This is a genomic window from Saccharospirillum sp. ABV4_185 (assembly GCF_056159245.1).
On sequence record NZ_JBSWUW010000001.1, the window covers coordinates 2,132,089 to 2,156,844 of the forward strand.

The 24,756-nt window shown below is 55.6% G+C and carries 24 protein-coding genes; 11 read left to right on the plus strand and 13 right to left on the minus strand.

Annotated features, from left to right (window positions below; all coding sequences use genetic code 11):
- From ACXAE6_RS09930 to ACXAE6_RS09950, 5 genes are all read left to right on the plus strand, one after another.
- Entirely contained in the window at window positions 1–1,101 is a 1,101-nt protein-coding gene (locus ACXAE6_RS09930; protein WP_475147037.1) for an ABC transporter ATP-binding protein, read from the plus strand.
- Window positions 1,094–1,975 (plus strand): carbohydrate ABC transporter permease, encoded by an 882-nt coding sequence (locus ACXAE6_RS09935; protein WP_475147040.1) that lies wholly within the window; start codon window positions 1,094–1,096, stop codon window positions 1,973–1,975. Before ACXAE6_RS09930 ends, ACXAE6_RS09935 begins: the two co-directional genes overlap by 8 nt.
- Before the next feature lie 4 nt (window positions 1,976–1,979).
- Window positions 1,980–2,858 carry a carbohydrate ABC transporter permease gene (locus tag ACXAE6_RS09940; RefSeq protein ID WP_475147042.1) on the plus strand — a complete coding sequence of 293 codons (879 nt, stop codon included), beginning with the start codon at window positions 1,980–1,982 and terminating at the stop codon, window positions 2,856–2,858.
- A 13-nt stretch (window positions 2,859–2,871) separates the two neighbouring features.
- Window positions 2,872–3,147, plus strand: coding sequence for a DUF2160 domain-containing protein (locus ACXAE6_RS09945; RefSeq protein ID WP_475147046.1), 276 nt, complete (start codon window positions 2,872–2,874; stop codon window positions 3,145–3,147).
- Window positions 3,148–3,214: 67 nt separating this feature from the next.
- The gene (locus ACXAE6_RS09950) at window positions 3,215–4,939 is read left to right on the plus strand and encodes an ABC transporter substrate-binding protein (RefSeq protein WP_475147048.1); all 1,725 of its coding nucleotides are present in this window, start codon (window positions 3,215–3,217) and stop codon (window positions 4,937–4,939) included.
- 38 nt (window positions 4,940–4,977) lie between these two features.
- Here the strand turns inward: ACXAE6_RS09950 and trmB are convergent, their stop codons facing one another.
- The 6 genes from trmB to ftsY form a co-directional block, all read right to left on the minus strand.
- The gene (trmB, locus tag ACXAE6_RS09955) at window positions 4,978–5,673 is read right to left on the minus strand and encodes a tRNA (guanosine(46)-N7)-methyltransferase TrmB (protein WP_475147050.1); all 696 of its coding nucleotides are present in this window, start codon (window positions 5,671–5,673) and stop codon (window positions 4,978–4,980) included.
- Window positions 5,674–5,687: 14 nt separating this feature from the next.
- Entirely contained in the window at window positions 5,688–6,077 is a 390-nt protein-coding gene (locus ACXAE6_RS09960; RefSeq protein ID WP_475147052.1) for a DUF423 domain-containing protein, read from the minus strand.
- A gap of 81 nt (window positions 6,078–6,158) precedes the next feature.
- Window positions 6,159–7,031, minus strand: a complete 873-nt coding sequence (gene rpoH / locus ACXAE6_RS09965) for an RNA polymerase sigma factor RpoH (RefSeq protein ID WP_392806191.1) — start codon at window positions 7,029–7,031, stop codon at window positions 6,159–6,161.
- A gap of 204 nt (window positions 7,032–7,235) precedes the next feature.
- The gene (ftsX, locus tag ACXAE6_RS09970) at window positions 7,236–8,204 is read right to left on the minus strand and encodes a permease-like cell division protein FtsX (RefSeq protein ID WP_475147054.1); all 969 of its coding nucleotides are present in this window, start codon (window positions 8,202–8,204) and stop codon (window positions 7,236–7,238) included.
- Window positions 8,201–8,878, minus strand: coding sequence for a cell division ATP-binding protein FtsE (gene ftsE, locus ACXAE6_RS09975; protein WP_392806185.1), 678 nt, complete (start codon window positions 8,876–8,878; stop codon window positions 8,201–8,203). The genes ftsX and ftsE overlap by 4 nt, the downstream gene beginning before the upstream one ends.
- Window positions 8,875–9,858, minus strand: coding sequence for a signal recognition particle-docking protein FtsY (gene ftsY / locus ACXAE6_RS09980; RefSeq protein ID WP_475147057.1), 984 nt, complete (start codon window positions 9,856–9,858; stop codon window positions 8,875–8,877). The genes ftsE and ftsY overlap by 4 nt, the downstream gene beginning before the upstream one ends.
- Window positions 9,859–10,073: 215 nt before the next feature.
- On the opposite strand from ftsY, the gene ACXAE6_RS09985 reads away from it, so the two are divergent.
- The 4 genes from ACXAE6_RS09985 (at window position 10,074) to coaD (ending at window position 13,562) form a co-directional block, all read left to right on the plus strand.
- Window positions 10,074–10,955, plus strand: coding sequence for a hypothetical protein (locus ACXAE6_RS09985; RefSeq protein WP_475147060.1), 882 nt, complete (start codon window positions 10,074–10,076; stop codon window positions 10,953–10,955).
- Entirely contained in the window at window positions 10,956–11,540 is a 585-nt protein-coding gene (gene rsmD, locus ACXAE6_RS09990; protein WP_475147068.1) for a 16S rRNA (guanine(966)-N(2))-methyltransferase RsmD, read from the plus strand.
- Between the two features lie 58 nt (window positions 11,541–11,598).
- Complete coding sequence (locus tag ACXAE6_RS09995; protein WP_475147071.1) at window positions 11,599–13,002, plus strand: coniferyl aldehyde dehydrogenase; 1,404 nt, start codon at window positions 11,599–11,601, stop codon at window positions 13,000–13,002.
- Between the two features lie 68 nt (window positions 13,003–13,070).
- Window positions 13,071–13,562 (plus strand): pantetheine-phosphate adenylyltransferase, encoded by a 492-nt coding sequence (gene coaD / locus ACXAE6_RS10000; RefSeq protein WP_392806169.1) that lies wholly within the window; start codon window positions 13,071–13,073, stop codon window positions 13,560–13,562.
- 3 nt (window positions 13,563–13,565) lie between these two features.
- Here the strand turns inward: coaD and ACXAE6_RS10005 are convergent, their stop codons facing one another.
- Window positions 13,566–14,693 carry a succinylglutamate desuccinylase/aspartoacylase family protein gene (locus tag ACXAE6_RS10005; protein WP_475147074.1) on the minus strand — a complete coding sequence of 376 codons (1,128 nt, stop codon included), beginning with the start codon at window positions 14,691–14,693 and terminating at the stop codon, window positions 13,566–13,568.
- 158 nt (window positions 14,694–14,851) lie between these two features.
- Between ACXAE6_RS10005 and ACXAE6_RS10010 the strand changes: the two genes are divergently transcribed.
- On the plus strand, window positions 14,852–15,892 hold the full coding sequence (locus tag ACXAE6_RS10010; protein WP_475147077.1) for a GMP reductase: 1,041 nt from the start codon (window positions 14,852–14,854) through the stop codon (window positions 15,890–15,892).
- 3 nt (window positions 15,893–15,895) lie between these two features.
- Here the strand turns inward: ACXAE6_RS10010 and ACXAE6_RS10015 are convergent, their stop codons facing one another.
- From ACXAE6_RS10015 to ACXAE6_RS10040, 6 genes are all read right to left on the minus strand, one after another.
- On the minus strand, window positions 15,896–16,378 hold the full coding sequence (locus ACXAE6_RS10015) for a GNAT family N-acetyltransferase (protein ID WP_475147080.1): 483 nt from the start codon (window positions 16,376–16,378) through the stop codon (window positions 15,896–15,898).
- Entirely contained in the window at window positions 16,375–17,439 is a 1,065-nt protein-coding gene (gene gshB / locus ACXAE6_RS10020; RefSeq protein ID WP_475147082.1) for a glutathione synthase, read from the minus strand. The genes ACXAE6_RS10015 and gshB overlap by 4 nt, the downstream gene beginning before the upstream one ends.
- A gap of 99 nt (window positions 17,440–17,538) precedes the next feature.
- Window positions 17,539–18,147: a CDP-alcohol phosphatidyltransferase family protein gene (locus ACXAE6_RS10025; protein WP_475147085.1), complete on the minus strand. Its 609-nt coding sequence runs from the start codon at window positions 18,145–18,147 to the stop codon at window positions 17,539–17,541.
- A gap of 2 nt (window positions 18,148–18,149) precedes the next feature.
- Complete coding sequence (locus ACXAE6_RS10030) at window positions 18,150–18,791, minus strand: ATP-binding cassette domain-containing protein (protein WP_475147088.1); 642 nt, start codon at window positions 18,789–18,791, stop codon at window positions 18,150–18,152.
- A gap of 5 nt (window positions 18,792–18,796) precedes the next feature.
- Complete coding sequence (locus ACXAE6_RS10035) at window positions 18,797–20,512, minus strand: ABC transporter permease (protein WP_475147090.1); 1,716 nt, start codon at window positions 20,510–20,512, stop codon at window positions 18,797–18,799.
- Window positions 20,509–21,699: an ABC transporter substrate-binding protein gene (locus ACXAE6_RS10040; RefSeq protein ID WP_475147092.1), complete on the minus strand. Its 1,191-nt coding sequence runs from the start codon at window positions 21,697–21,699 to the stop codon at window positions 20,509–20,511. Before ACXAE6_RS10040 ends, ACXAE6_RS10035 begins: the two co-directional genes overlap by 4 nt.
- Window positions 21,700–21,885: 186 nt before the next feature.
- Between ACXAE6_RS10040 and glnE the strand changes: the two genes are divergently transcribed.
- Window positions 21,886–24,702, plus strand: coding sequence for a bifunctional [glutamate--ammonia ligase]-adenylyl-L-tyrosine phosphorylase/[glutamate--ammonia-ligase] adenylyltransferase (gene glnE / locus ACXAE6_RS10045; RefSeq protein ID WP_475147095.1), 2,817 nt, complete (start codon window positions 21,886–21,888; stop codon window positions 24,700–24,702).
- Window positions 24,703–24,756 lie beyond the last annotated feature (54 nt).

Sequence of the window (24,756 nt, forward strand, 5' to 3'; positions counted from 1 at the left end):
ATGGCGGAAATAATCTTACGCAGTCTGGCGCATACATACGATGCCAAGCCGGGTTCTGACTCCGATTATGCCATTCGGCAAATGGATCATGTCTGGCATCAGGGCGGTGCTTACGCCTTATTGGGGCCTTCAGGCTGTGGCAAGTCAACCATGCTGAACATCATCTCGGGCTTGCTGAGTCCTTCGCAAGGCGAGGTGTTATTCGATACCGAGCGTGTAAACGAACTGTCGCCGGAAGAACGCAACATTGCGCAGGTTTTTCAGTTTCCGGTGGTGTACGACACCATGACGGTCTATGACAACCTGGCCTTTCCGTTGAAAAACATCGGTATGGCCAAGCACCTGATCCCCGCCAAGGTTCATGAAGTTGCGGACATTCTCGAATTAACCTCTGTGCTACATCGCAAGGCCAAGAACCTCAGTGCCGATGAAAAACAAAAAGTGTCGATGGGGCGAGGATTGGTACGTGATGATGTATCAGCCATCTTATTCGATGAGCCGTTAACCGTTATCGACCCTCAGTTGAAATGGAAGCTGCGCCGCAAGCTCAAGCAAATCCATGAGCGGTTCAACATCACCATGATTTACGTGACGCATGATCAGCTTGAGGCCTCGACCTTTGCTGAGAAAATTGCCGTTATGTACGACGGTCAGATTGTTCAGTTCGGGACGCCAAGGGAGTTATTTGAACGCCCAGCACACACCTTCGTAGGTTTCTTTATTGGAAGTCCGGGTATGAACTTTTTAGAAGTGACGGTTGATGCCCATAGTGTTCATTTCTCAGGTTTGAAGATTCCTGCTAATCCGCATCGGCTGAAGACTGCTATCGCTTCCGGTTCCTCCAATATAAAGGCGGGTATACGGCCAGAGTTTATTCATGTCTGGGATGACCCCAATGACGAGGCTTTCGAAGTTGAGGTGCAGGATGTTGAAGACCTGGGTACCTATCGGATTCTGTCGTTCTTTTTAGGGGATCAGATCGTCAAAGCCCGCTTGAACGAGGATCAAGCGGTTCCTTCGCAAAAGGCCTACGTCAGCTTTCCTGAGCAATGGTTGAATATCTACGTGGATGAGTACCGGGTGGGAGGTGAAGATGAATAAAGTAGAGAACAATAAAGCCTGGTTTTTGGTCTTGCCCATGCTGCTACTGGTGGCGTTCTCGGCCATTATTCCACTGATGACCGTTGTTAATTATTCGGTTCAGGATATTTTGGGCAGCAGTGCTTATTTCGTTGGCACGGAATGGTTTAAGGACATTCTTAAGGATAGCCAACTGCAGCAAGCGCTTATCCGGCAATTTATTTTCTCATTCACAATTCTCGCGATCGAAGTGCCATTGGGGATCGGGGTTGCTTTGCTGATGCCCAAGAACGGTTGGCGCGCATCTTTAGTTTTGATTCTGGTAACGCTGCCTTTATTGGTGCCTTGGAATGTAGTCGGAACCATCTGGCTGATTTTTACCCGCACTGATATTGGCCTGGCCGGCGTTGGCCTTCGGGAACTGGGGTATGCCTATAATATTACGCGTAATGATGGCGATGCCTGGGCGACCATTGTATTGATGGATGTCTGGCATTGGACACCATTGATCGCGCTGTTGTGTTACAGCGGATTGCAGGCGATTCCTCAAGCTTATTATCAGGCGGCTCGAATCGATCGAGCATCACGCTGGGCCATTTTCCGATATATCCAACTGCCCAAACTGACCAATGTATTAGTCATTGGTGTGCTGCTGCGATTTATGCACTCCTTCATGATTTATGCCGAACCCTTCGTTTTAACCGGTGGTGGACCCGGAAGCTCGACGACCTTTCTTAGTCAGACGTTAACGACTATGGCCATTGGGCAACAGGATCTGGGTCCGTCTGCCGCTTTCTCCATTATTTATTTCCTGATCATTTTAGCGGTCTGCTATTGCTTCTACGTGGCCATCCTAAATATGGGACGTGACAAGAACACGTCGCAGTCGAGGTAAGCTTATGACGACTTCAAATCATCATTCGACAGCGCCTAAAGTCGCTTTTGCTAAACGCAGATCCGTTAACAGTCCTAATTTTCAGCGTTGGCGACAACGATTCCTGCTCGGGTTGTTTTTGGTTTTTCTGCTGCTGCCTATTTATTGGTTGGTTAGCATGTCGTTTAAGACCAATACCGAAATTCTCTCGGGCTTTTCGTTATTTCCGAAGAACCTGACCTTTGCCAGTTATATTGAAATATTAACGGATCCCAGTTGGTACATGGGTTATGTTAATTCGCTGATGTACGTTGTTACTAATATGGTGATCAGCATCCTGGTCGCCTTGCCAGCTGCTTACGCCTTTAGTCGGTATAAATTTATTGGCGATAAACATCTTTTCTTTTGGCTGCTGACCAATCTGATGGCGCCACCTGCGGTGTTCTTGTTGCCGTACTTCCAGCTCTATTACTCAGTGGGTTTGTTTGACACTCATATAGCTGTCGCCTTAGCGCACTGCCTTTTTAACATTCCGCTGGCGGTCTGGATTCTCGAAGGCTTTATGAGCGGTGTGCCCAAGGAAGTGGATGAGACGGCCTACATTGATGGTTACAGTTTTCCGCGCTTTTTTATCCGTGTCTTTATTCCCATGATCCGCTCGGGTATCGGCGTCACGCTGTTCTTTTTGTTTATGTTTTCGTGGGTCGAACTGTTGCTGGCCAGAACGCTGACCGCAACTGATGCGCAGCCGATTGGCGCCATCATGACCCGTACCCGAGGCGCCTCAGGCATTGATTGGTCGTTGCTGGCTGCGGCCGGCACTTTGACCATCCTGCCTGGTGTCATGGTGGTTTATTTCGTGCGCAACTATATCGCCAAGGGCTTTGCTCTGGGCCGGACCTGAAAGGAGAGGTGACATGCTTCAGTGGATGGTATGGACCTTACCAACAGCCGTTTTTTTTACGGCGATAGCGGTGATGTTGTTTGGGATGACCCTATGGCAGTTGTGGGTTCCTACAATTGAACGAAAAGGTTTTCTGCCCATTGTCACCACTCGTGGCGATCGGCTTTTTATTGGTCTGTTGTGTGCGGCTTATCTGCACTTGGCTGTTGTCGGTTTTACCGACATCTCAATTTGGTTTGCCTTAGCTGCTTCGGCTGTATGGATGGCGGTTCTAATGCGCTGGGGTTAAGTCAAATTAACAATCATGGACGAGATAAACGTCAAGGATGACTGTTCTCGATAGCAACGAGGTGGCTATGAATAACAATAAGATCCCCTACCTATCTACGCTTGCACTCAGTGCTTTGATGGCATCAGGCAGTATTCAGGCAGAAGACCGACGTGCGGTTATTGAGCGCTGGGTTGACGAAGAGTTTCAACAATCGACCTTGACCCGTGAGCAACAGATTGCGGAGTTGGAATGGTTTGCCGAGGCCGCAGAACCCTTTCGTGGTATGCAGATTAACACCGTCGCCGAAGGTCTAACGACGCATGAGTATGAAGCCAATGTTTTGGCCAAGGCCTTTGCGGAAATTACCGGTATTGAAGTCACGCATAACATCATCGGTGAAGGTGATGTTGTCGATACCATGCAGACGCAAATGCAGTCGGGTCGTAATATTTACGATGGTTTCGTCAATGACTCCGACGCCATTGGTACTCATATTCGTTACGGTGTGACCACTAACATTTCCCGGGCCATGGAAAACGAGTGGGCGGACTATACCCTGCCAACACTCGATCTGGATGACTTTATTGGTATCCAGTACACCACCGGCCCAGACGGCAGCATCTACCAGTTACCGACGCAGCAGTTCGCTAACCTTTATTGGTTCCGCTACGACTGGTTCCAGCGTGCTGACTTCCAACAGCAATTCCGTGACATCTATGGCTATGACCTGGGTGTTCCGACCAACTGGACGGCGTACGAAGATATTGCCGAGTTCTTTACCGAGCATGTTGGCGAAATTGATGGCCGCAAGGTTTATGGCCACATGGATTATGGTCGGCGCGATCCTTCGTTAGGTTGGCGTTTCCACGATTCCTGGTTGTCTATGGCCGGCATGGGCAGCCCGGGTGTGCCCTTTGGTAATCCGGTGGATGACTGGGGGATTCGTGTCGATGAAGACAGCAATCCGGTTGGCGCCAGTGTTTCCCGTGGTGGTGCAACCAACTCTCCAGCGTCGATCTTCGCCGTGACCAAGATGGTCGATTGGCTACGTGATTATGCGCCGCCCGAAGCCCAGGGGATGACCTTTGGTGAAGCGGGTCCGGTTCCTGCTCAGGGTAATATTGCTCAGCAGATGTTCTGGTATACGACCTTCACGGCCGACATGATTGACCCGGATTTACCGGTCAACAGCGACGAGGGTCCATTGTGGCGTATGGCTCCATCACCGACCGGACCTTATTGGGAAGAAGGTATGAAGGTGGGTTATCAAGATGTGGGTTCCTGGACGTTCTTTGAATCAACGCCTGAGGATCGCCGTACCGCTGCCTGGTTGTTTGCGCAATTCACCACGGCCAAATCCGTTTCCTTGCAAAAGCTGTTGACTGGTCTGACACCGATTCGTCGTTCCGATATCGAGTCGGAACAATTTGGGGCCATGGCACCACGCCTAGGTGGGCTGGTTGAGTTCTATCGCAGTGAGAACGAAAACTGGTGGACACCGTCATCCACTAACGTGCCTGATTACCCGCGTATGGCGCCGCTGTGGTGGCAGAACCTGGCACCGGCGGTAAATGGTGATATCAGTGCTCAGGAAGCCTTGGATAACTTGGCGGAGGAGATGGATGACATCATGGCGCGTTTGGCGCGGGCGAATGTCTTTGATCAATACGCGCCGAAGTTGAATGAAGAACGGGATCCGGAATACTGGTTATCTCAACCCGGTTCGCCGAAAGCTAAACTCGCAAATGAAATGCCGCAGGGAACCACGGTTCCTTATGATCAGTTGATTGAGAATTGGATCAATAACTGAGTTTAAAAGGGCCAGCTAAGGCTGGCCCTTTTTTTAGCTTAAAGCTTTCGGTAAATCAGATCCCAAACTCCATGACCTAGGCGTTGGCCGCGTTGTTCAAACTTGGTCACGGGGCGATGTTCTGGGCGACCGTTTTGATAGTTTCCGGTGCCTGCGATGTTCTCAAAACCTTCGGCGGCGTCCATTACTTCCAGCATATGTTCCGCGTAGTTTTGCCAGTCGGTCGCCATGTGGAAGGTACCGCCCTGGACGAGCTTGCGACGCAACAATTGCGCGAATTCCGGCTGCACGATACGACGTTTGTGATGACGTTTTTTATGCCACGGATCGGGAAAGAAAAGCTGGACACAATTCAGGCTGTGGTCCGGAATACAGTCGTGCAATATCTCCACCGCGTCTTCGCGAAAAACGCGGATATTGGTCAGTTTATCTTGCTGGATATGATGCAGCAGTCGACCCACGCCCGGGGTATGAACTTCGACGCCGATAAAATTGGCCTGTGGTCGAGCTCTTGCCATCTCAGCCAGTGAGTCACCATTGCCGAAGCCAATCTCAAAGATGACCGGGGCGCTATTGCCAAACACTTGCTGCAAATCCAGCAGGCCCATTTTATGTTCCAGACCATAGTCATCCCAGCCAGAATCTAAGGCTAACTTCTGGCCTTCAGTCATGCGCCCGGTACGCATGACAAAACTACGAATTTTGCGCTGAATGGGCGCTCTTCCCTCGGTCATGATGAATCCTTTGATTATCGAGTCGGGCGCCAGCGCCACAGAATTAAAATAAACCAAACCCAGCCGGCTAATTGGCTTAAACCACCGATGGGTGTTAAGGCGCCGAGTATTGGCAAATCGAGCAGCACCAGAGCATAAAGACTGCCGCTGAATATAACGCTGCCCAGTGCCAAGCAGTAAGCGGGGCCAATCAATTTTTGTTCGGTAGCCTGCAGTTGAATGGCGCCAACAGACAGCAATGCCAAGGCATGGAAGAGTTGATAACGCACGGCCGTTTGCCAGGTCTCCAGACGTTGGCTATCAACCAGAGTTTCCAGGGCATGACTTCCAAAAGCACCCAAGGCAACACCAAGGCCTGCCAGCGTTGCAGCTGTGATCAGGATTAGCCGGGAATCTGCATTCATGGTGATTTCGCTATTCGTTTAAACGTAAAAAAGCCGCTGATAACACAGCGGCTTTAATAATTGCCTGAAGAAACCGGAAGGTTAGAAGTCGATGCTCATAACCTTTTTAACTTTCTTCATGGCGTTCTTTTCGAGCTGACGAATACGCTCTGCTGAGACGCCGTAAACATCGGCCAATTCGTGCAGGGTGGCCTTGTTTTCGTTCAGCCAGCGACGTTGGATGATGTCTTTAGAGCGATCATCCAGGTCAGCCAGAGCGGCGAATAGCTGCTCATTGGCGTCGGTTTCGTAGTCTTCCTGTTCGACCACTGCGGCCGGATCGGCACCCTGGGCCACCAGATAATGAACCGGGGACAGTGCCGGGCCTTCGTCATCGTCGTCAGTCGGAGCATCGAAGGTGGCGTCGTGAGCCGTCAGTCGACCTTCCATCTCATAAACAGTCTTCAGATTGACGCCCAGATCGTCAGCAATGGCTTGAGCTTCGCGCTCATTCAACCAGCCCAGACGCTTCTTGGAGGAGCGCAGATTGAAGAACAGTTTGCGTTGAGCCTTGGTGGTCGCAACCTTAACGATGCGCCAGTTGCGCAGAATAAATTCGTGAATTTCTGCCTTGATCCAATGCACGGCAAAGGACACCAGACGAACGCCAACTTCCGGGTTGAAGCGACGCACGGCTTTCATCAAACCAACGTTGCCTTCTTGGATCAGGTCACCCTGATTCAGGCCATAACCGGAATAGCTTTTAGCAATATGAACCACAAAACGCAGGTGTGACAGGACCAACCGGCGGGCTGCATCGATGTCTTCCTGATAATAAAGCCGTTCGGCCAACTCTTTCTCTTCTTCTGCGGTCAGCAGATCGAAGGCGTTGACTGATTGGATGTAAGACTCCAAATTTTGGCCCGGAGCCAAAGAATCCAGAGCTAGAGCCGGAACACTGCTGTTCAGTTTCACGTTGTCTCCTCCCCATCACGCGTTTGTAACGGTGGATGCGGTTTATGTGTCACTAATACTATCAGAAAACCGCGTTACGACCCTAGTATCGCCAGTAAAGGACCTGAAAAACCAGGGTTCAGTTTGGATGGTAACGATAGCGAAATTGCATCGACCTGCCAGTGAACAAAGTCACCTACGCTGCACAGGCCGCTGTGGATCAATCTAACGCGGTTCGGCTTCGCGCAAGTGGCGCCATAACGCGATATGTGTCCCCGCCAGGCTCACTAAGGTAGCGCTGAGCAAGAGGATGAGCGTTTCGCCAAAGTCGAGCCAGGTGACGTGAGCGTCCAGTCCATAGGTATCCAGGAAGGCGCTCAGAGGAGTATGCAGCCACCAGGCGATACCGCTGACCAGAATCCAGGCGGCGATGCCACCGAGCAGCCCATACCAGAGCCCCAAATAGAGAAAAGGACGCTTGATAAAGGCTTCTGTGGCGCCCAGTAGTTTGACGATGCGGATTTCTTCTTTGCGTGATTCGATGGCCAGGCGAATGGTATTGCCGACGACCAGTAAAACGGCAACACCCAAGAGAATGGCCAGACCGGTAACCCCAGTGGCAATCAGCTCCAGAAAGCGATTCAGCCGGTCGATCCAGGCCAGATCGAGCTGAACATCTTCAACCTGAGGCAAACCTTCAATCAGCAACTGCAGCGCTTCCAGATCGGCGGCACTTTGACCATCAGGGACCACGACGATACTGGCGGGCAGCGGGTTACTTTGCAGTTGCAAGCGATCGTCATCCAGCGTCAGTGACTGGCTGAAACTCTGCCAGGCTTCATCGGCGCCGACGTAACGCGTGCTGATAACTTCCGGGCGCTGTCCGAGTTCTTCGGTGAGCGTGCGACCCTCATCCAGACTGGTACTGTCGGTCAGATAGAGGGTGATCTGACCACCGGCCTGCCAGCGTTCGGTCTGGTGTTCGAGCGAAGCCAGGGCCAGATAAAATAACGTTGGCAGCGTCAGTGAGATGGCGATAACCAGCCAAGTCAAAGCACTGGACACCGGGTTGCGGACCAAGCGCATCAAAGCGGATAGTGCACAGTCGCGATGATGGCGTATCCAGGCGGTGGTCACACCCTGAGCTGGCTCGTCACGGCGGCGGTTCTTGGCTTGTTGACGCTGTGCGGTCATGAACGGCCTCCACTGAACGGCGTGGTCAGCAGACGACCTTCCTGCAAGGAGACCACCCGATAATTCAGCCGTGCGATCAGGCCCAGGTCGTGACTGGCGATCAGCACAGTGGTGCCAACCCGATTAAATTCCGAAAACAGCGCCATGATGTCGCGTGACAAGGCAGGATCGAGATTACCCGTCGGCTCGTCGGCTAGCAGCAGTGCCGGTTTGCGGACCACCGCCCGGGCGATGCCGACGCGTTGTTGCTCGCCGCCAGACAGTTGAATGGGGCGATAGTTTTCGCGTTCGAGCAGACCCACTTTATCGAGCGCCGCCCGCACCCGGCGAGTGACATCGCGCGGATGCTCACCGGCAATCACTAACGGCAGCGCCACGTTGTCGAAAACCGTCTGGTCCATCAGCAGTTGATGGTCCTGATGGACGATGCCCAGATCGCGGCGGAAGAACGGCACCCGGCTTTTGCCCAAACGATTGAGCAAATGGCCGTTGACCCTGAGTTGGCCGGAAGAGGGCTTTTCGATGCGCATGATCAGTTTCAGCAAGGTACTTTTGCCGGCGCCACTGTGACCGGTTAAAAAGACCATTTCGCCGCGTTCGATATGCAAATTGACACTGGCGATGGCTTCGTGGCCGCCATCATAGCGTTTGCTGACCTGATCGAAGTGAATCATTCGCTGTCCTGATCCAGCAGCGCGTCGACAAAGGTGTCAGCTTCGAACGGTCGCAAATCATCGACCTGTTCGCCCACACCAATAAAACGCACGGGAATACCCAGTTTGCGCGCCAGTGCGAAGATCACACCGCCGCGGGCGGTGCCGTCCAGCTTGGTCAGCGCCAGGCCAGTTAGATTGACCGCATCGGTAAAGCTTTGTGCCTGGCTGATGGCGTTCTGACCGGTTCCGGCATCGAGCACCAGTAGGACTTCATGGGGCGCGGTGTCATCGAGTTTTTTCATCACCCGCACCACCTTGCTCAGTTCCTGCATCAGGTTGTCTTTGTTGTGCAGACGGCCGGCGGTATCCGCGATCACCACATCGATATCGCGCGCCTGGGCGGCCTGAACGGCATCGAAAATTACCGAGGCACTGTCGGCGCCGGTGTGCTGGGCGATCACCGGAATGTCATTGCGTTCACCCCAGGTCTGGAGTTGTTCAACGGCCGCAGCCCGGAAGGTATCGCCGGCGGCGAGCAGTACAGAGTGCCCCTCTTTTTCCAGGCGCTTGCTCAATTTGCCGATGGTCGTGGTCTTGCCAACGCCGTTTACCCCGACAACCAGAATTACATAAGGCGCCTTGCTGCGATCAATCTGTAACGGGGCTTCGACCGTTTTCAGTTCGCTGACCAGAGTGTCACGCAAAGCCGAGACCAGGGCGTCGCTGTCTTTGAGTTCACGACGCCCGAGAGTGTTGGTGAGAGATTCCAGGATGGCACTGGTTGCTTCAATACCGACGTCAGCGGTGAGCAGCAGGGTTTCCAGTTCCTCCAGCAAATCATCGTCAATCTGCTTCTTGCCACCTAAGGCGGTGGCGAGACCCGAGGTCAGGTTGCCTCGCGTACGGCCCAGGCCCTGACGGACCCGGCCAAACCAGGAGGCATCGTTATCGGGAGTGTCGGTCGGTGTGTTAGAGCGCTTTTTGCCAAAGCCGAACATGTAGGATCAAACCTTCTAATAGATGACAGGCCGATGGCGGCCCCAAGCCGGCCTATGCTAGCAAAAGCGCTCGGCCAGCCAAAGCGATCTGTCTAGCGTGGCATCTGAAGCGGCGCTTCGGTACATTTGTCGCCACAAAACGTTGGCTGGGTCACAGCGCGTTTTGCATCGCCGCCAAGCCGTGCGCGGCTATTATCAATCAGTCTGGGTCGAGCATGTTTCATTTCAGTCGTCGAACGCTCTGGATCATTATTTACATCACCATTCCGCTGATCTTCATTTTAAATCAGTTGGGCGGCGAGCCCGATTCGGATTCAGCACAGAGCGTTGAGCAGCGCTGGTCACTGGATGACATCGATTTTCAACAGAACGCTAATCGCTGGCAGGTGGATTTACCGCAAGCTGAGCAAATCTGGCTCAGTATCATTCAGCCTCAGGCGCCGGCGCAGACCTTGGCAAGTGGTGATTCTACCGGGCTCAGTCTCACTCGCCAGGGTGGGCAATTTGTGGTCACAGTGGTTAATCCGGCCAGGCTGCAGTTGCTGGAAACCAGTGTCGATTTTCTGGTCGATTGGCTGCCGGACAGCGATAACCGGCGCATCGTCGTGTCCGGTTCGTTAAACGATGAATGGCTGGCGGCGCTGGCACCGCTAAATGGTCAATTGCAGGGTGAGGCTCGCCAAACTGAGATCCAGCCAGCGGCGGCCGTATCGCGACTGACCGCGCCGCCGATGGGCAGTGATGAGCAACTGGCGTTTCTGATCTGGGTCGATGTGCTGGAGCAACGTTTGGGCGGTTATCAGCCTGAGGTTCGCTGGGACCATCGAGCGATCCGCAGTCAGGTGCTGTTTAACCAGACCCTGGCGCCGTCGCTGTTTGCTCCCGTCAGCAAAGAAGAACTGGAGCCGGTGCTGTCGGCCTATCGCAATGCAGCGGCGCAACGCGAGCGTCGGGCTGATCAGATTCATCGTTACCTGGTGACCACCGCCGTCTATCAGCTGCCACTGGATTTCTTATTGCGCCAACCGGAACGACTGGCGCAGGTGGATCTGGCGGCAGTCAATCAACAACGTCAACAGACTATGGAATCCCGTTAGATGGCACGCAGAAATCGTCCCAACCCCGGCCGTGGTGCTGGTCTGGTTCGTTTGATTGGCGGTCAGCATCGCGGCCGGCGATTGTCTATCGCCAACCTCGATGGCTTGCGCCCGACCGGAGATCGACAGCGCGAAACGCTGTTTAACTGGTTGCAGTTTGAGTTGGCTGGCAGTCGGGTCGCTGACCTCTATGCCGGTACGGGTGCCTTAGGGCTGGAAGCCTCATCGCGAGGGGCCGAGCGGGTCTGGTTAATTGAGCAACATCCGCAGGCGGTGACGGCCTTGAAAGCAGCGGTGGCACAGTTGCAGTCCGATGCCGAGGTTCAGTCCGCCGATGCGCTGGATTGGTTGGCGCGTACCGATGCCGGCCCATTCGATGGTGTCTTCGTGGACCCGCCATTTGCTGCCCAGCTGTGGCAATCCACATTAAAAGCGTTGGTGGCTCGGCCTTTGTTGCGTGACAACGCCTGGGTCTACGTCGAGGCGCCGGTCAGTTGGCTGCCTGACGTTCCTGAGCAATTCCAGTTGAGCAAAGAGAAAACCAGCGGTGAGGTGGTGCAGCGGCTGTACCGTTACACAGCTTAATTGACCGGCGGTCATTTGGTTGTTAGCGTCGCCTTTGTTGTCCTCAGGAGCCAGTACGGTGGCGGATCTCAATACCGATTTTGACGCTCAGCGTCGTGCCTTTGCGCAGCAATCCTATCCCAGTCTTGCCGAGCGAAAACATCGGCTGCGCCAGCTTAAACGCCTGATTCTGGACAATGAAGCGGCCATAGCGGAGGCCCTGGATGCCGATTTTGGCGGACGGGCGTTTTATGAAACGCGCTATGCCGAAGTGCTGCCGGCCATCACCAATATTAATCATACTCTGCGCTCGCTGCGCCGTTGGATGAAGCCGCAACGACGCCTGCTGCATTGGCTGTATCAGCCGGCAACCGGTGGTGTCTGGTCTCAGCCGTTGGGTGTGGTGGGCATTATGGTGCCCTGGAACTATGGCTTGTTGTTGGCTTGCGGGCCGCTGATTTCGGCGCTGGCGGCGGGTAATCGCTGCATGATCAAGCTGTCTGAACTGACCCCACGCTATGGTGAGTTAATGGCTCGGCTGGTCGCGGACTATTTTTCTGCGGATGAAGTCGTAGTGATCAATGGTGAGCGGGACGTCGCTCAGGCATTTGCTGCGCTGCCATTCGATCATCTGGTGTTCACCGGTTCCACGGCCGTCGGCCGCCATATCATGACCGCTGCTGCAGCAAATCTGACGCCGGTCACGCTGGAATTGGGGGGTAAAAGCCCGGCCTGGGTCGACCCCAGTATTCCGGTGGAAGAAGCCGCCCGGCGCCTTGTTTTCACCAAGTGCACCAACGCCGGCCAGACCTGCGTAGCGCCGGATTATGTGCTCTGTCCGCCGGATCGTATCGCTGCCTTTACCCAGGCTTATCTGGCCGAAGTGAAACGCCAGTACGGTGACGATCCCAGACTCAGCCCGGATTATTCCGCCATTATTAATGCGCGCCAGCATCAGCGTTTAACCGATTATCTCAAGCAGGTTCAACAGGCTGGCGGGCAGTTGCATTGGGCCGGACCGACTCCGAACCTGGACGATAGCAGTGCCAAATTGCTGCCGGTGGTGCTGACCGGCGTGGACCCTGAAAGTGCTGTTATGCAGGACGAAATTTTCGGACCCTTGCTGCCGGTATTGCCGTGTGCGGATGCGGCTGCGGCCGTTGACTTTATCAACCAGCGTCCGCGCCCTTTGGCGCTCTATGTGTTTGGTTATGCGCGCACCTTGAAGCCGCTGTTTCGCGAACGCACGCACAGCGGTTCGCTGCTGTTTAACGACGCCCTCATTCAGGTTGCCCAGGACAATCTGCCTTTTGGTGGTGTCGGTGCCAGCGGCATGGGCAACTATCATGATCGGGCGGGTTTTGAACGGTTGTCGCAGATGAAGTCGGTGATGGTGAAGGGGCGCTGGTCCAGCCTGAAGCTGGTTTATCCTCCCTACGGCCGCTGGATTCACCGCCTGATCCAATGGCTGATACTGCGCTGAGTGCGCGCATTTGTGCGCCTATGGCGGCTGGGTTACCATTCGCCGGCGTTTAAACTCCGGAGTCTTGAATGAGCCGAACCGTCGTTTACCCAGGTACCTTTGACCCCATTACCCTGGGCCATATGGACCTGGTCGAACGTGCCTTGCGCCAGTTCGATAAGGTGATAGTGGCGGTTGCCGCCAGCCCCAAGAAGAAGCCTTTATTCAGCCTGGACCAGCGCGTGGAAATGGCGCGCGAAGTCACTAAAGACTTTGGCAATGTCCAGGTCGAAGGGTTTCGCAATCTGCTGGTCGATTTTGCCCGTGAGCAAAATGCCTTCACCATTTTGCGCGGTCTGCGGGTGGTCAGCGATTTCGAATATGAATTCCAGCTGGCCAATATGTATCGGGCCCTGGCGCCGGATATCGAAAGTCTGTTTTTAACCCCGTCTGAACAGTTCTCCTTTATTTCCTCCACCTTTGTGCGGGAAATTTCGCTGTTGCGTGGAGATGTCACCAAGATGGTGCATCCCTACGTGCAACAGGCGCTTAAGGAAATCTATCACCAGGAAGAAGACTGACGATCAGTTAGTCAACTGGGTTCCAGGCTTGATCTGGCGTTGCTGCGTCGCGATCATCGCCAACTGCGAACCCGGATAGGCAATGTAACTTTGCGTACGGCCGAATAACAGACCATCGGCCGGCGCATAAATCGCCTCACGTTGCGCCCCTTCACCATCGAGCAGAACGACGTCAGCCAGATGATCTCCCTGGCGGATTTGCTCACCCAATTCGCGTCGATACACCACCAGACCGTTGCTGTTCGACGATACGACTTTGACCTGATCAACATTGATGCGGGTTGGCGGCAAGCCCAATTCGCTCGCCTGTGCCTGGGCGCCGCTGTTGCGCACAAAACCCTGTTTTTCCAGAAACGCCAGGATGCCCTGGGCGTCACGTCGGGCGAAGGTTTCATTCACATCCTGTCGACCACGCAGTTCGAGGGTGGCCGCAAAACAGGGTCGATCCAAGGGGGCGTTGAAAGCGCTGGCGACCCGCACCCAGGGCTGGGTATGACTGCCATCGAAAGCCACGGTGCCGCGCACGTCTTCTTCCAACCGCACCGGAAAGCCCAGACAGTCGGCCAACTGGCTGCCGATGTCGTTCTGGTGATTGCCGTAAAACAGATGCGGCAGGGCGGCATCATCGCAGTGCAGATCAAGCACCACAGTGGCATCAAGTGACTGACTGAGCAGCGCTTTGTGCAGCGCATCGATTTCATAATGGGCGGTCTTTTCTGCCACCAGTCGACGCAGTTCAGCGCGTACTTTTTGATCATTTTCGGCTGCGTTATCACCCAGTTGATCACTGAGCCGGTCAATCAGCTCATCGCTGTCGATGGCCATGCCGCGATTGAAATTCTGTCCGGTTGTGGCATCAAAACGGCCGGGAAATTTGCCGAACAGACGTTGGTTAAGTCCCACTGGATTGGCGTAAGGCACGATGACGATGCGTTGCTCAATATGACCCGCCGCATCCAGCTTTTGCAGCTCCTCAAGCAATATCTGGATGGTCAGCAGCCCCGGCCATTCATCGGCGTGCAAGCCCGCTTGCAGATAAGCTTTGTGTTCGCCCTGGCCAAATTCGTGCACGGTTAAAAAGCGCTGATGGCCTGGCGCTGGCGCCGGTAGCGGTAGGCGGGTGGTGTGCATGAGCAACTCCTGAAATGTTCGCGGACTGAACCTCGGCTGGCCCAGTGAATGGTGGCGCAGTTTACACCCAGCGAGTGTCGACGGGCAGCATTGGTGACGCATCCAGGCACTGATATGCTGCAAACATCCGCTCGGATAATTGCCACAGGAGTTTGATGATGCGTGTCGAAGACGAGGTCAAGCTGGGCTTTAAGGACGTGATGATTCGTCCCAAACGATCCACTCTCAGTAGCCGTTCTCAGGTATCGCTGGAGCGCCACTATCAGTTTCGCAACAGTGGGCGACAGTGGTCCGGCGTGCCCATTATCGCTGCCAATATGGACACCGTTGGCACCTTTGCGACTGCAACGGCGCTGGCCCAATCGCAACTGCTTACTGCGGTGCATAAGCATTATTCGCTCGACGATTGGCGTCAGTTTCTGACTCAGGCCAGCGACGCGGATTGCACCGGTCTGATGGTCAGTTCAGGCACCTCCGATCAGGATTTTAAACAGCTCGGTGACATCCTGGCGCTCGACAGTCGACTGGCCTTTATCTGTGTCGACGTGGCCAATGGCTATTCCGAACACTTTGTGCAATTTGTCGCCAAGGTGCGGGCGGCGTTTCCATCGCACACCATAGTGGCGGGCAATGTGGTGACCGGCGAAATGACGGAAGAGTTGTTACTGGCTGGCGCCGATGTGATCAAGGTCGGCATCGGGCCGGGTTCGGTCTGTACCACCCGCATTAAAACCGGGGTTGGCTATCCGCAGATCAGCGCAGTGATTGAATGCGCCGATGCCGCTCACGGTTTGAACGGCCATGTTATATCCGACGGCGGCTGTACCTGTCCGGGCGATGTCTCCAAAGCCTTTGGCGCCGGGGCTGACTTTGTCATGCTCGGTGGCATGTTGGCTGGTCACGATGAAAGCGGCGGTGAGCCGATCGAAATCGATGGCCGTCAGTATCGGCAGTTTTACGGCATGAGTTCGGACACCGCCATGGGCAAATATCAAGGCGGTGTTGCTAACTATCGGGCCAGTGAAGGCAAGACGGTCAAGGTGCCGTATCGCGGTCCGCTGGCAGCGACCTTGCAGGATATTCTGGGTGGCGTGCGTTCGACCTGTACCTATGTCGGTGCCTCCGAACTGCGTGAACTGACCAAACGCACCACCTTTATCCGCGTTCAGGAACAGGAAAACCGGGTCTTTACCGACTGAGGTTCAGCAATCCTTGGGTATTTGATATTGCCAGCGTTGCAGTCGTTGCTGGCTGTCACTGAGGAAGTCACCTTTGTAGTTAAAGCCGTATCTGTTGAGTACCGCCTGGCTGGCCAGATTATCGTCTTCGACGACGGCAAGCACTCGTTTCACTTCGGCCACGGCGCTGGCTCTTTGGCAAAGCCAGCCAACCAATTCGTTGGCAAGGCCGCGTTGTCGATAGGCGGGATGGACGCGGTAGCCAATCTCCACCCAGTCTTGCTGAGGCGGCCCTTTGAAGCCGCCTGCGGCCACCCAGCGATAGTCCATCCAGATTCCGGCAGGACGGTACCACTGGGCTTCGCGGCTGGCCGGGGCGAGCTTGTCGAGCAGCTTTTCGACCAGGGCGGCGGTACCGAATAACTCCCGGCACTGGTCTGGCCGTGCCAACAACTCTTTGAGCGTGGCGTCGGACAGCCAGTCGATAACTGGGGGGGCTTGCGTCATCCGTCCGTCGGGTCGTTATCGAGCAGATCACGGGAACGCAAATCGGACAGACGCTTCATCAGGTGCTCCAGTTCGGCGTGTTTTTCCTGACGTTCATTGACCCGATCTTCAAGGAAATCGATGACCTGACGCTGCAGTTTGGTTTTGCTCAGGCGGTTGATATTGGTGATGCCGCCCGGGTTGCAGACGTTCACTTCCAGCAGCCGTTCACCGATCAGATCCAGACCGACAAAATCGAGACCATCGGCGACCAGTTTCGGGCCGATCTTACGACAAACCCGCTTTTGACCCTCGGTCAGCTTCCACGGATGAGCACTGCCGCCGGCCTGAATGTTGGCGCGGACATCGCCTTCGGCCGGTTTGCGGTGGTAGGCACCGATGGCCTTGCCGTTGAGCATCAGCACGCGCACATCGCCGTCTTCTGCGCCTTCGATGTATTCCTGCAGGATGACGTAGTTATTGCGTTCGCGATCGATGTAGAAATCGAGCAGCGAATTGATGCTCGACTGGGCCGATTTTTCCAGCACGATGACACCGTGGCCGCCACTGCCATCGAGCGGTTTGAGAATCATCCGATCCTGTTTGCTCTCGCGGATGACCCGCTTGAGGTAATCCTTGTTTTTGGAAACATGCGTTTCCGGCAGGAAGTCGTTGGACGGATCGTGGAAGGTGGTGTTGTACAGCTTATTGCTGGCCTTGCGCAGACCATCCACATCGTTGATGACCAGCGTTTCGTTTTTGACCGCATCGAGAAAGCTGAGCAAGGTTGGTTCAATCGGCGGATCCTTGCGCACCATGATGCAGTCGAAAGCGTGCAGCGGCAGCATCTTCTCGTCGAATTGCACCCGCTTATACAGCGCTGACACGCTTTCAGGCACTTTTTGCATCGGCTGAATGATGCGCGAGAAACCGTGAACCACATTGTTGCGTACGGTCAGATTCTGCGGATACAGCAGGGCCACCTTATGCTGACGCATCAGGCATTCCTGGATCATGACCAGAGTCGAGCTCTTACCCGGTTCGATGTCTTCCCAGGCGTTGATTAAAAAGGCGATGTACATGTCTGGCCCTTGGTTGGTGAACGACAGCAGCCTAAACCGCTTGTCGGGTAGCAAGCAATGCGCATGCCTGCAAACCCTGATTGCGGGCGCCTAGCATACTCAAGTGCGCAAAGTGTGAAAGCCCCCGATGACACGAGTGGCGGTGGTGATCACGCAGAGGACAAAAAACAGGCTGGCGAGCAGCACAAAGGCGTCCGGAAACAGGCACATCAACACAAAGAAAGCGATGGTTTCGGTGCCTTCGGTGATGCCACCCAGATAGTAAAAGCCTTTGTTTGGATAGCTCATGCTGGTTAGGCCGCGACGTTCGGCCTGGATGGCAAAGGCCAGAAAGCTGCTGCCAGTGCCCATAAAACCGAACAACAGCAGGGCGGCAGGCAAGGCGTTGGTATCCGGCCGCGCCAGCGCAAAGCCGGCGATAATGGCGGCATAGAATAGGAAATCGAGCACGATATCGAGGAAGGCGCCGCTGTCGCTGGGTTGATTGAGCCGGGCCAGTTCGCCATCCAGGCCATCGGCGATGCGGTTCAGGGCGATGGTCAGCAGTGCCAGGCCGTACCATTCAACGGCCAGCAGCGGTAACGCCAGCAGACCGACGGCAAAGCCGCCCAGGGTGACCTGATTGGCGGTGACATTGCGTTTATCCAACTGGCGCGCAGTGCTTTGTAAGGGGCCTTTGATCAGTCGCAAGGTCCAGCGATCGAGCATGGTTATTCTCCGCTTGGGGCGATCAGTTGCAGTAAGGGGCCCTGGACAGGGCGGTCCGTTGGATCGTGGGTGACCAGCAAGGCCGGAATGCCCAGCTCGGTGATGCGGGCAAACACCCAATCGCGAAAACTCTCCCGCAATTGCTGATCGAGCTTGGCAAAGGGTTCGTCGAGCAGAATCAGTTGTGGTTCGGCCAACAGCGTTCGCAACAGGCTGACGCGGGCGCGTTGCCCCCCGGAAAGGGTGGCGACATCGCGGCCACCCTGGCCGTCCAGACCGGCGCTTGCCAGTGCCGACTCAATGCGCAAGCGTCGTTCGGTTTTGTTTAAGCCCGCCGGTAATCCGAACGCCAGATTATGAAAGACGTCCAGATGCGGAAACAGCAGATCGTCCTGAAACAGAATGCCAACGCCTCTGTCTTCCAATGGCAACACCGCTAGGTCGTGGCCGTTCAGCTGTATCTCGCCTTTGGCCTCAAACGCCGGCAGCAGTGTGCCGCAGATGGCGGCCAGCAAGGTCGACTTTCCCGAACCGCTGGGGCCCATAACGGTGGCGATTTCACCGCCGGCCAGTTGCACGTTGAGTGGCTGAAACAGCAGTTGCTGATCAAGGCAGATAGTCAGTTGCTGTAATTCAAAACTCATGCGAATCAAAACCCACCCTGTTGCAAGTCACGAGAACGACGGTAACGCCAGCTGACGGCCAGCGCCGCCAGCGCAAAACCCAATAATGGCAATCCCTGTTGCGCCAGTGCATAGACGGCTGCGGTGCGACGATCGCTGCCACTGGCGAGACTGACAGCTTCGGTGGTGAGGCTGGCAAAGCGCCCGCCGCCCATAAAGAGCGTCGGCAGATATTGCGCCACCGAAACGGCGAAGCCGGTGGCCAGTGTGTAGCCGATGGGCCGCCACAACATGCCCAGTTTGATGCGCCACCAGGCGTGCCAGCGTGAGCCACTGAGGGTCTGCGCCAGCCAGCTGTAGCGATCGTCAAAGGCGCGGTAGGGACCGCTGAGCGTAAGAAAGGTATAGGGCAGCACAAACACCAGATGCGACCAGACCAGAACCCACCAGTGACGATCCAGATTGAACCAGATCAGCGTCACCTGAAAGCCAAACAGAAAGGCGATTTGCGGCACCAGCAACGGCAGGTACAGCAACCAGAGCAAGCGCTGAGCATTAAAATCGCGTCGTTGATAGTGCAACCGGACTTCGTTTTCCAGCGCCGCCATCACCAAAACCAGCGCAATCAAGGCCGCACAGAGGCCGGTACTTAAGGTCAGCCAAAGCGCTGAGCCGAGTTGTTGGGGCGCGTTTTGCCAGTGGCTCAGATCGAACTGCGGTAAAGCATCGGGAAAGCGCCAGGCTCCGGCCAGTGACCACAGCACCAGCACCAGCAGAGCGCCACCGTAAGCCACAGCACCAATCCCGAGCACTACAGTGGCCAACGGCCGCAAGCTAGGTGAACGCCGCCAGCGTTGACCCGAACGGACTGACTGTTGTCGCCAGAAACGCACCAGCGGTTCCAGCAAGCGCAGGCAGAGCAACACCGCCATGGTCAGTGCCAGCAAGGCGGTGGCGCCCGCGGCACCGGGTAAGCGCAACAACAGATCCGGGTCGTTAAAGAGTCGATTGACCAGCACCGCCACCGTTGGTGGTGTGGTCGGCCCGGCGATCAGCGCCAGATCGACGACGGAAAGGTTATAGGCTGCGACGGCGAAAAAAGGCAGTCGCAAGCGGGGATACAGCTGGGGCCAGAGCAGCGTCAGCCAGATTTTGGCGCGGCCATAACCCAGACTGCGTCCGAGCCAGAGTGTCTGCGACACCTTGAGCGACGGCAATGACGCCAGCGCCATAAAAAGTAGAAAAGGCGTCTCTTTCAACGCCAATACCAGCATCAGGCTGATGCCCCAGGGGTCCTGAAAGGTTAGCCAGTTGGGCGGGTAAGCCGGCACGCCAGTGAGGCTGGCAAAGAGCCGCATCAACCAGCCGCTGGGCGTGATCAAAAACCCCAAACCGATGGCAAAGGCAGCATGAGGTACCGACAGCACCGGCGCCAGCCAACGCTCCAGACGACGAAACAAACGCGATGGATAGAACGCCATCAACATCAGCAACATGGCCGTGAGCGCCAGTAAGGCGGAACCGAGACCAGTGATCAACGTCAGTTGGATAGCGCTGAAAAACCCCGGATAAGCGAAGAGGTCGTACCAGGGTTGCAGGCTAAAACGGTATTGGCCCAGCGCCGGAAACCAGCCAAAAGCCGGCAGCCAGGTGCCGGCCAGGCCGACGCTGACCGGTATCAAAAACACCGCCAGCGTCAGGATGGGGACCCAACTGAGATTGAAGCGTGGCGTCCAACTCAACGAGCGTAGCGTTCCAGCCAGGCTTGTTCCAGGGCACCGACCCAGGAGGCGTGTGGCTCGCGCAGTACGGCGCCTAACTCGTCCGGCGATAAGGTGGCAGCGCCCATAGGCAGAGCGTCAAACAGGGCGCTTTGATCGGCGCTCAGTTTGTTCATCGCCAGCACAGTGGGGTCACCCCAGACGTTGGTGTTGGCTTTACGCGCTTGCGCTTCCGGCGACATCAGGAAGTTGGCGACCACTTGCGCAGCGGCGCTGTGGCTGCTGTTGTAAGGAATGGCGACAAAGTGGGTGTTGCCGATGGAGCCGGCATCGTGCACGGAGGTGCGCACGCTGTCGGGCAGTTCGCCATTGGCGATGGCGTTACTGGCGTCGTTGGGATTAAAGCTCAGGGAAATGACGATTTCGCCGTCGGCCAGCAGCCGCTGCATTTCCGGTGCGCCGTTGGTGAAGGTCTGGCCGCGACGCCACATCAGCGGATGCAGTTCATCCAAAAACGCCCACAGCGGTGCGGTAACCGCATCGAAATCGGCCTGGTCGACCGGTTGATAGAGGGCGTCGGGCGAAGTGGTTAGCTCCAGCAACGCCTGCTTCAAAAAGGTGGTGCCGTGAAAGGCGGGCGGCGCCGGGTAGGTGAAGCGGCCTGGATTGTCATGGGCAAACTCCAGCAGTTGCGCCATGGATGCCGGTGGCGTATCCAGTCGCGCGCTATCGTACATAAACACCAGTTGTGCCATGCCCCAGGGTGCTTCGAGATGATCGACCGGCGTGGTGAAATCGAAGCGGGTCGTCGGTTTATTCTCGGTATCCACCAGGGCGTAGTTCGGCAGATCTTGAGTGAAGGGACCGAACAGCAAACCATTGGCTTTCATGGCGGCGAAGTTTTCGCCGTTGATCCACACCAGATCGACCGAGCCGTTGGTATTGCGGCCAGCGGTTTTCTCCGACAACACCTGGCTGACCACAGCACCGGTTTCCGCCACTTTGACGTGCTCCAGATTAACGCCGTATTCCTGCTCCACTCGATCAGCAACCCAGCTCAGGTAATCGTTGATCGGCTGGCTGCCGCCCCAGGCATGGAAGTAAACCGTTTGGCCGTTGGCTTCGTCGAGAATGTCTTGCCAGTCGTCGGCCCAGGTAGAACAACTCAGGGCAGTGAGAGTGGTTAACAGCAATACTAAGCGTTTCATGGAATATCCTTAAGCAGGGATCGATCACGGCGAATGATGGTACCTCAAGCAGACGGCGTCTTGGGGTCTAAAGTTCCTTAATTCGTTGTCGCTATGCATTTGGATGACTGTCGTTTGGCTGGCGTCAGGCTTGACAGTCTGGACCCGGCTGCCGAGCCTGAGTGCCCTTGGATTTAGGAGTTCCTGATGATCGACGCCAATCACCCGCTGACCGACCAGGCTGCCTGGCAAGCCCTGACAGAAGATCAACAACAGGTGCTTGAAAAAGCGGTGCTGTGCAGTCCGTGGTTGGCGCAATGGCTGGAAGGTCGTGAGTCGCAATGGGTTGATTTTGCCAGCAGTCTGCAACTTGATGTAGACGCCGCTGAGCAGTTGCGAGCGCGCAGTCGGGATTGGTCGCTGGATAACGAAACTCAGGTGCTTGCCGATTTACGTCAATGGCGCAACTGGCACCTGGCGCGGCTGATCGTGCGTGATGCCGCTGGTTTAAGTAACGTGCGCCAAACAGCCCGGGCGGTTTCCGACCTGGCCGACGCCGCCATTGGCGAGGCGCTGGATTATGCGCATCGTTTTTGGGCGCAGCAGTGGGGTGAACCCGGACCTTCCGATTACGGTGAAGATCAACAGCAGTTGGTGGTTTTGGCCATGGGCAAACATGGCGCGCGGGAACTGAATTTATCGTCCGATATCGATTTGATTTTTGCCTTTCCAAGTCAGGGTGAAACCAGTGCCGGCAACAGTCACGAAGCCTTCTTTACCCGCGTCGGACGCAAGCTGATTCAACTGCTGGATACCCGCACCGAAGACGGTTTTGTATTTCGCGTCGATATGCGTTTGCGGCCCTGGGGACAAAGCGGCGCTCTGGTCAGTAATTTCAACGCCATGCAGCGTTACTACACTCAGCAAGGTCGTGAATGGGAACGCTATGCCATGATCAAGGCGCGGCCGGTCACTGGCGCGCCCGCGGCCTGCGAAGCACTGATGGCGGAATTAAAGCCCTTTGCTTATCGGCGCTATGTCGATTTTCAGGCGCTGGGTGCGCTGCGTCGACTCAAAGATTTGATTCAAAAAGAAGTCCGGCGTCAGGGGCTGGAAGACAACATCAAACTCGGCCGTGGTGGGATTCGCGAAGTCGAATTTATCACCCAGGCGTTTCAGTTAATTCGCGGTGGTCAGGATACCGACTTGCAGCAGACCGGAACCTGGCCGGTGCTGAAATTATTGTCCGGCGAAGGCTATTTGCCCGCGGGCGTGGTCGAGGAATTAACCGCCGGTTACGACTTTTTACGCGACCTGGAACACCGCATTCAGGCGCTGCATGATGAGCAAACCCAGCGTCTTCCTGCCGACCCTAAGGACCTTGAGCGTTTGGCGTTCAGTCTGGGTCTGGCCGATACCGAAGCGCTGCTCGCTGAGCTTGAGCAGCACCGCGAACGCATTCACTTTCATTTCAGTCAGGTTATCGCCGAAGACAGCGCTGCCGATGCTGATGCCGAGTCTCACTGGCTGGCCTATTGGCAAGATCCGGCTGCGCAACCGGAGCAACTGCCGGAGGCTGCCGCCGAAGCGGTGCAGGCATTTCGCAATGAACCGGCCGTGGTTCGGCTGAAAGGTGAAGGTCGCGCCAATCTGGATCGGCTAATGCCCTTGCTGTTGACCGAACTGGCGCGGACTCATCAACTGGACAATGGCTTTATTGCCATTCGTCCCATTCTTGAAGCGGTGTTGCGGCGCAGCGTTTATTTTGTGCTGCTGGTGGAAAATCCGGAGGCGTTGCGTCAGTTGTGTCGTCTGGCGCCAGCGTCATCCTGGATTGCCGACTTGCTGGAAAACAAACCCTATTTGCTTGATGAACTGACCGACCCGGACAGCCTGTATCGTTTGCCTGATAAGGTCGAATTAAAAGACGAGCTGTTGCAGATGTTGTTGCGTATTCCCGGCGATGATCTGGAGCAGCAAATGGAGGTGATGCGTCATTTTCGTCATGGCCGGGTACTGCGGGCAGCGGCGTGCGAAGTCACCGAATCCTTACCGCTGATGAACATTTCCGATTATCTCGCCTGGGTTGGCGAGGTTGTGGTGGAGCAGGCTTTGGCGCTGGCCTGGCAACAGATGGTAGAGCGGCATGGTCGCCCCAGTCGTGATAACGGGGATTGGTGTGAGCTGGATTTCGCGGTGATTGCCTACGGCAAGATGGGCGGTCTGGAGTTGTCCTATGAATCGGATCTCGATCTGGTATTTCTGCACGATGCCGCCAGTCAGGGCGAAACCGAAGGTCCCAAGATCATCGATAACAGTCTGTTTATGGCGCGCCTGGGTCAGAAACTGATTCATCTGCTGTCGGCACAAACACCGTCCGGCAACCTTTATGAAGTCGACGCCCGCTTGCGACCGTCGGGCAATTCCGGCTTGCTGGTCAGCAGCCTGGCGGCCTTTGCCAAATATCAGAACAATCAGGCCTGGACCTGGGAACACCAAGCCCTGGTGCGGGCGCGTTGCATTGCCGGTGATCCTGAAATTAAACAGCACTTTGAACAGATTCGCGCGGACGTATTGCAACATCATCGCGATCGGGAAACGCTGCGCCAGGAAGTGGTTAAGATGCGCGCCAAGATGACCCGCCATCTGAGCAGTTCAGACAACACTCTGTTCGATATAAAGCAGGATGCCGGCGGTATCGTCGATGTGGAATTTATGGTGCAATATGGCGTCTTATCATGGGCTGCGGACTACCCGGAGCTGACGCGCTGGTCGGACAATATCCGTTGTCTTGAGCAACTGCATCGAGTGGGTTATCTGAGCGAAGCTGAGCATCGTCGTTTGCTGTCTGCCTACCTGGTTTTGCGCCGCGAGGTGCATCAACGTATTTTGCAGCGCGAGGCTAATGTGCTTGAAGGTGCGCAGATCAGTGCTGAACTTGCTGGCGTTCGCGAGGCAGTCACTGACTGCTGGCAAGCCCTGATGGAAGCGTCGCCCCGGCTGCCTGAGCGCCGTTTGGAGTGATGTAACGGAGCTTTGGGAAATTATTCAAAGACTCCTTAAGGGTCGCCGGTGTCG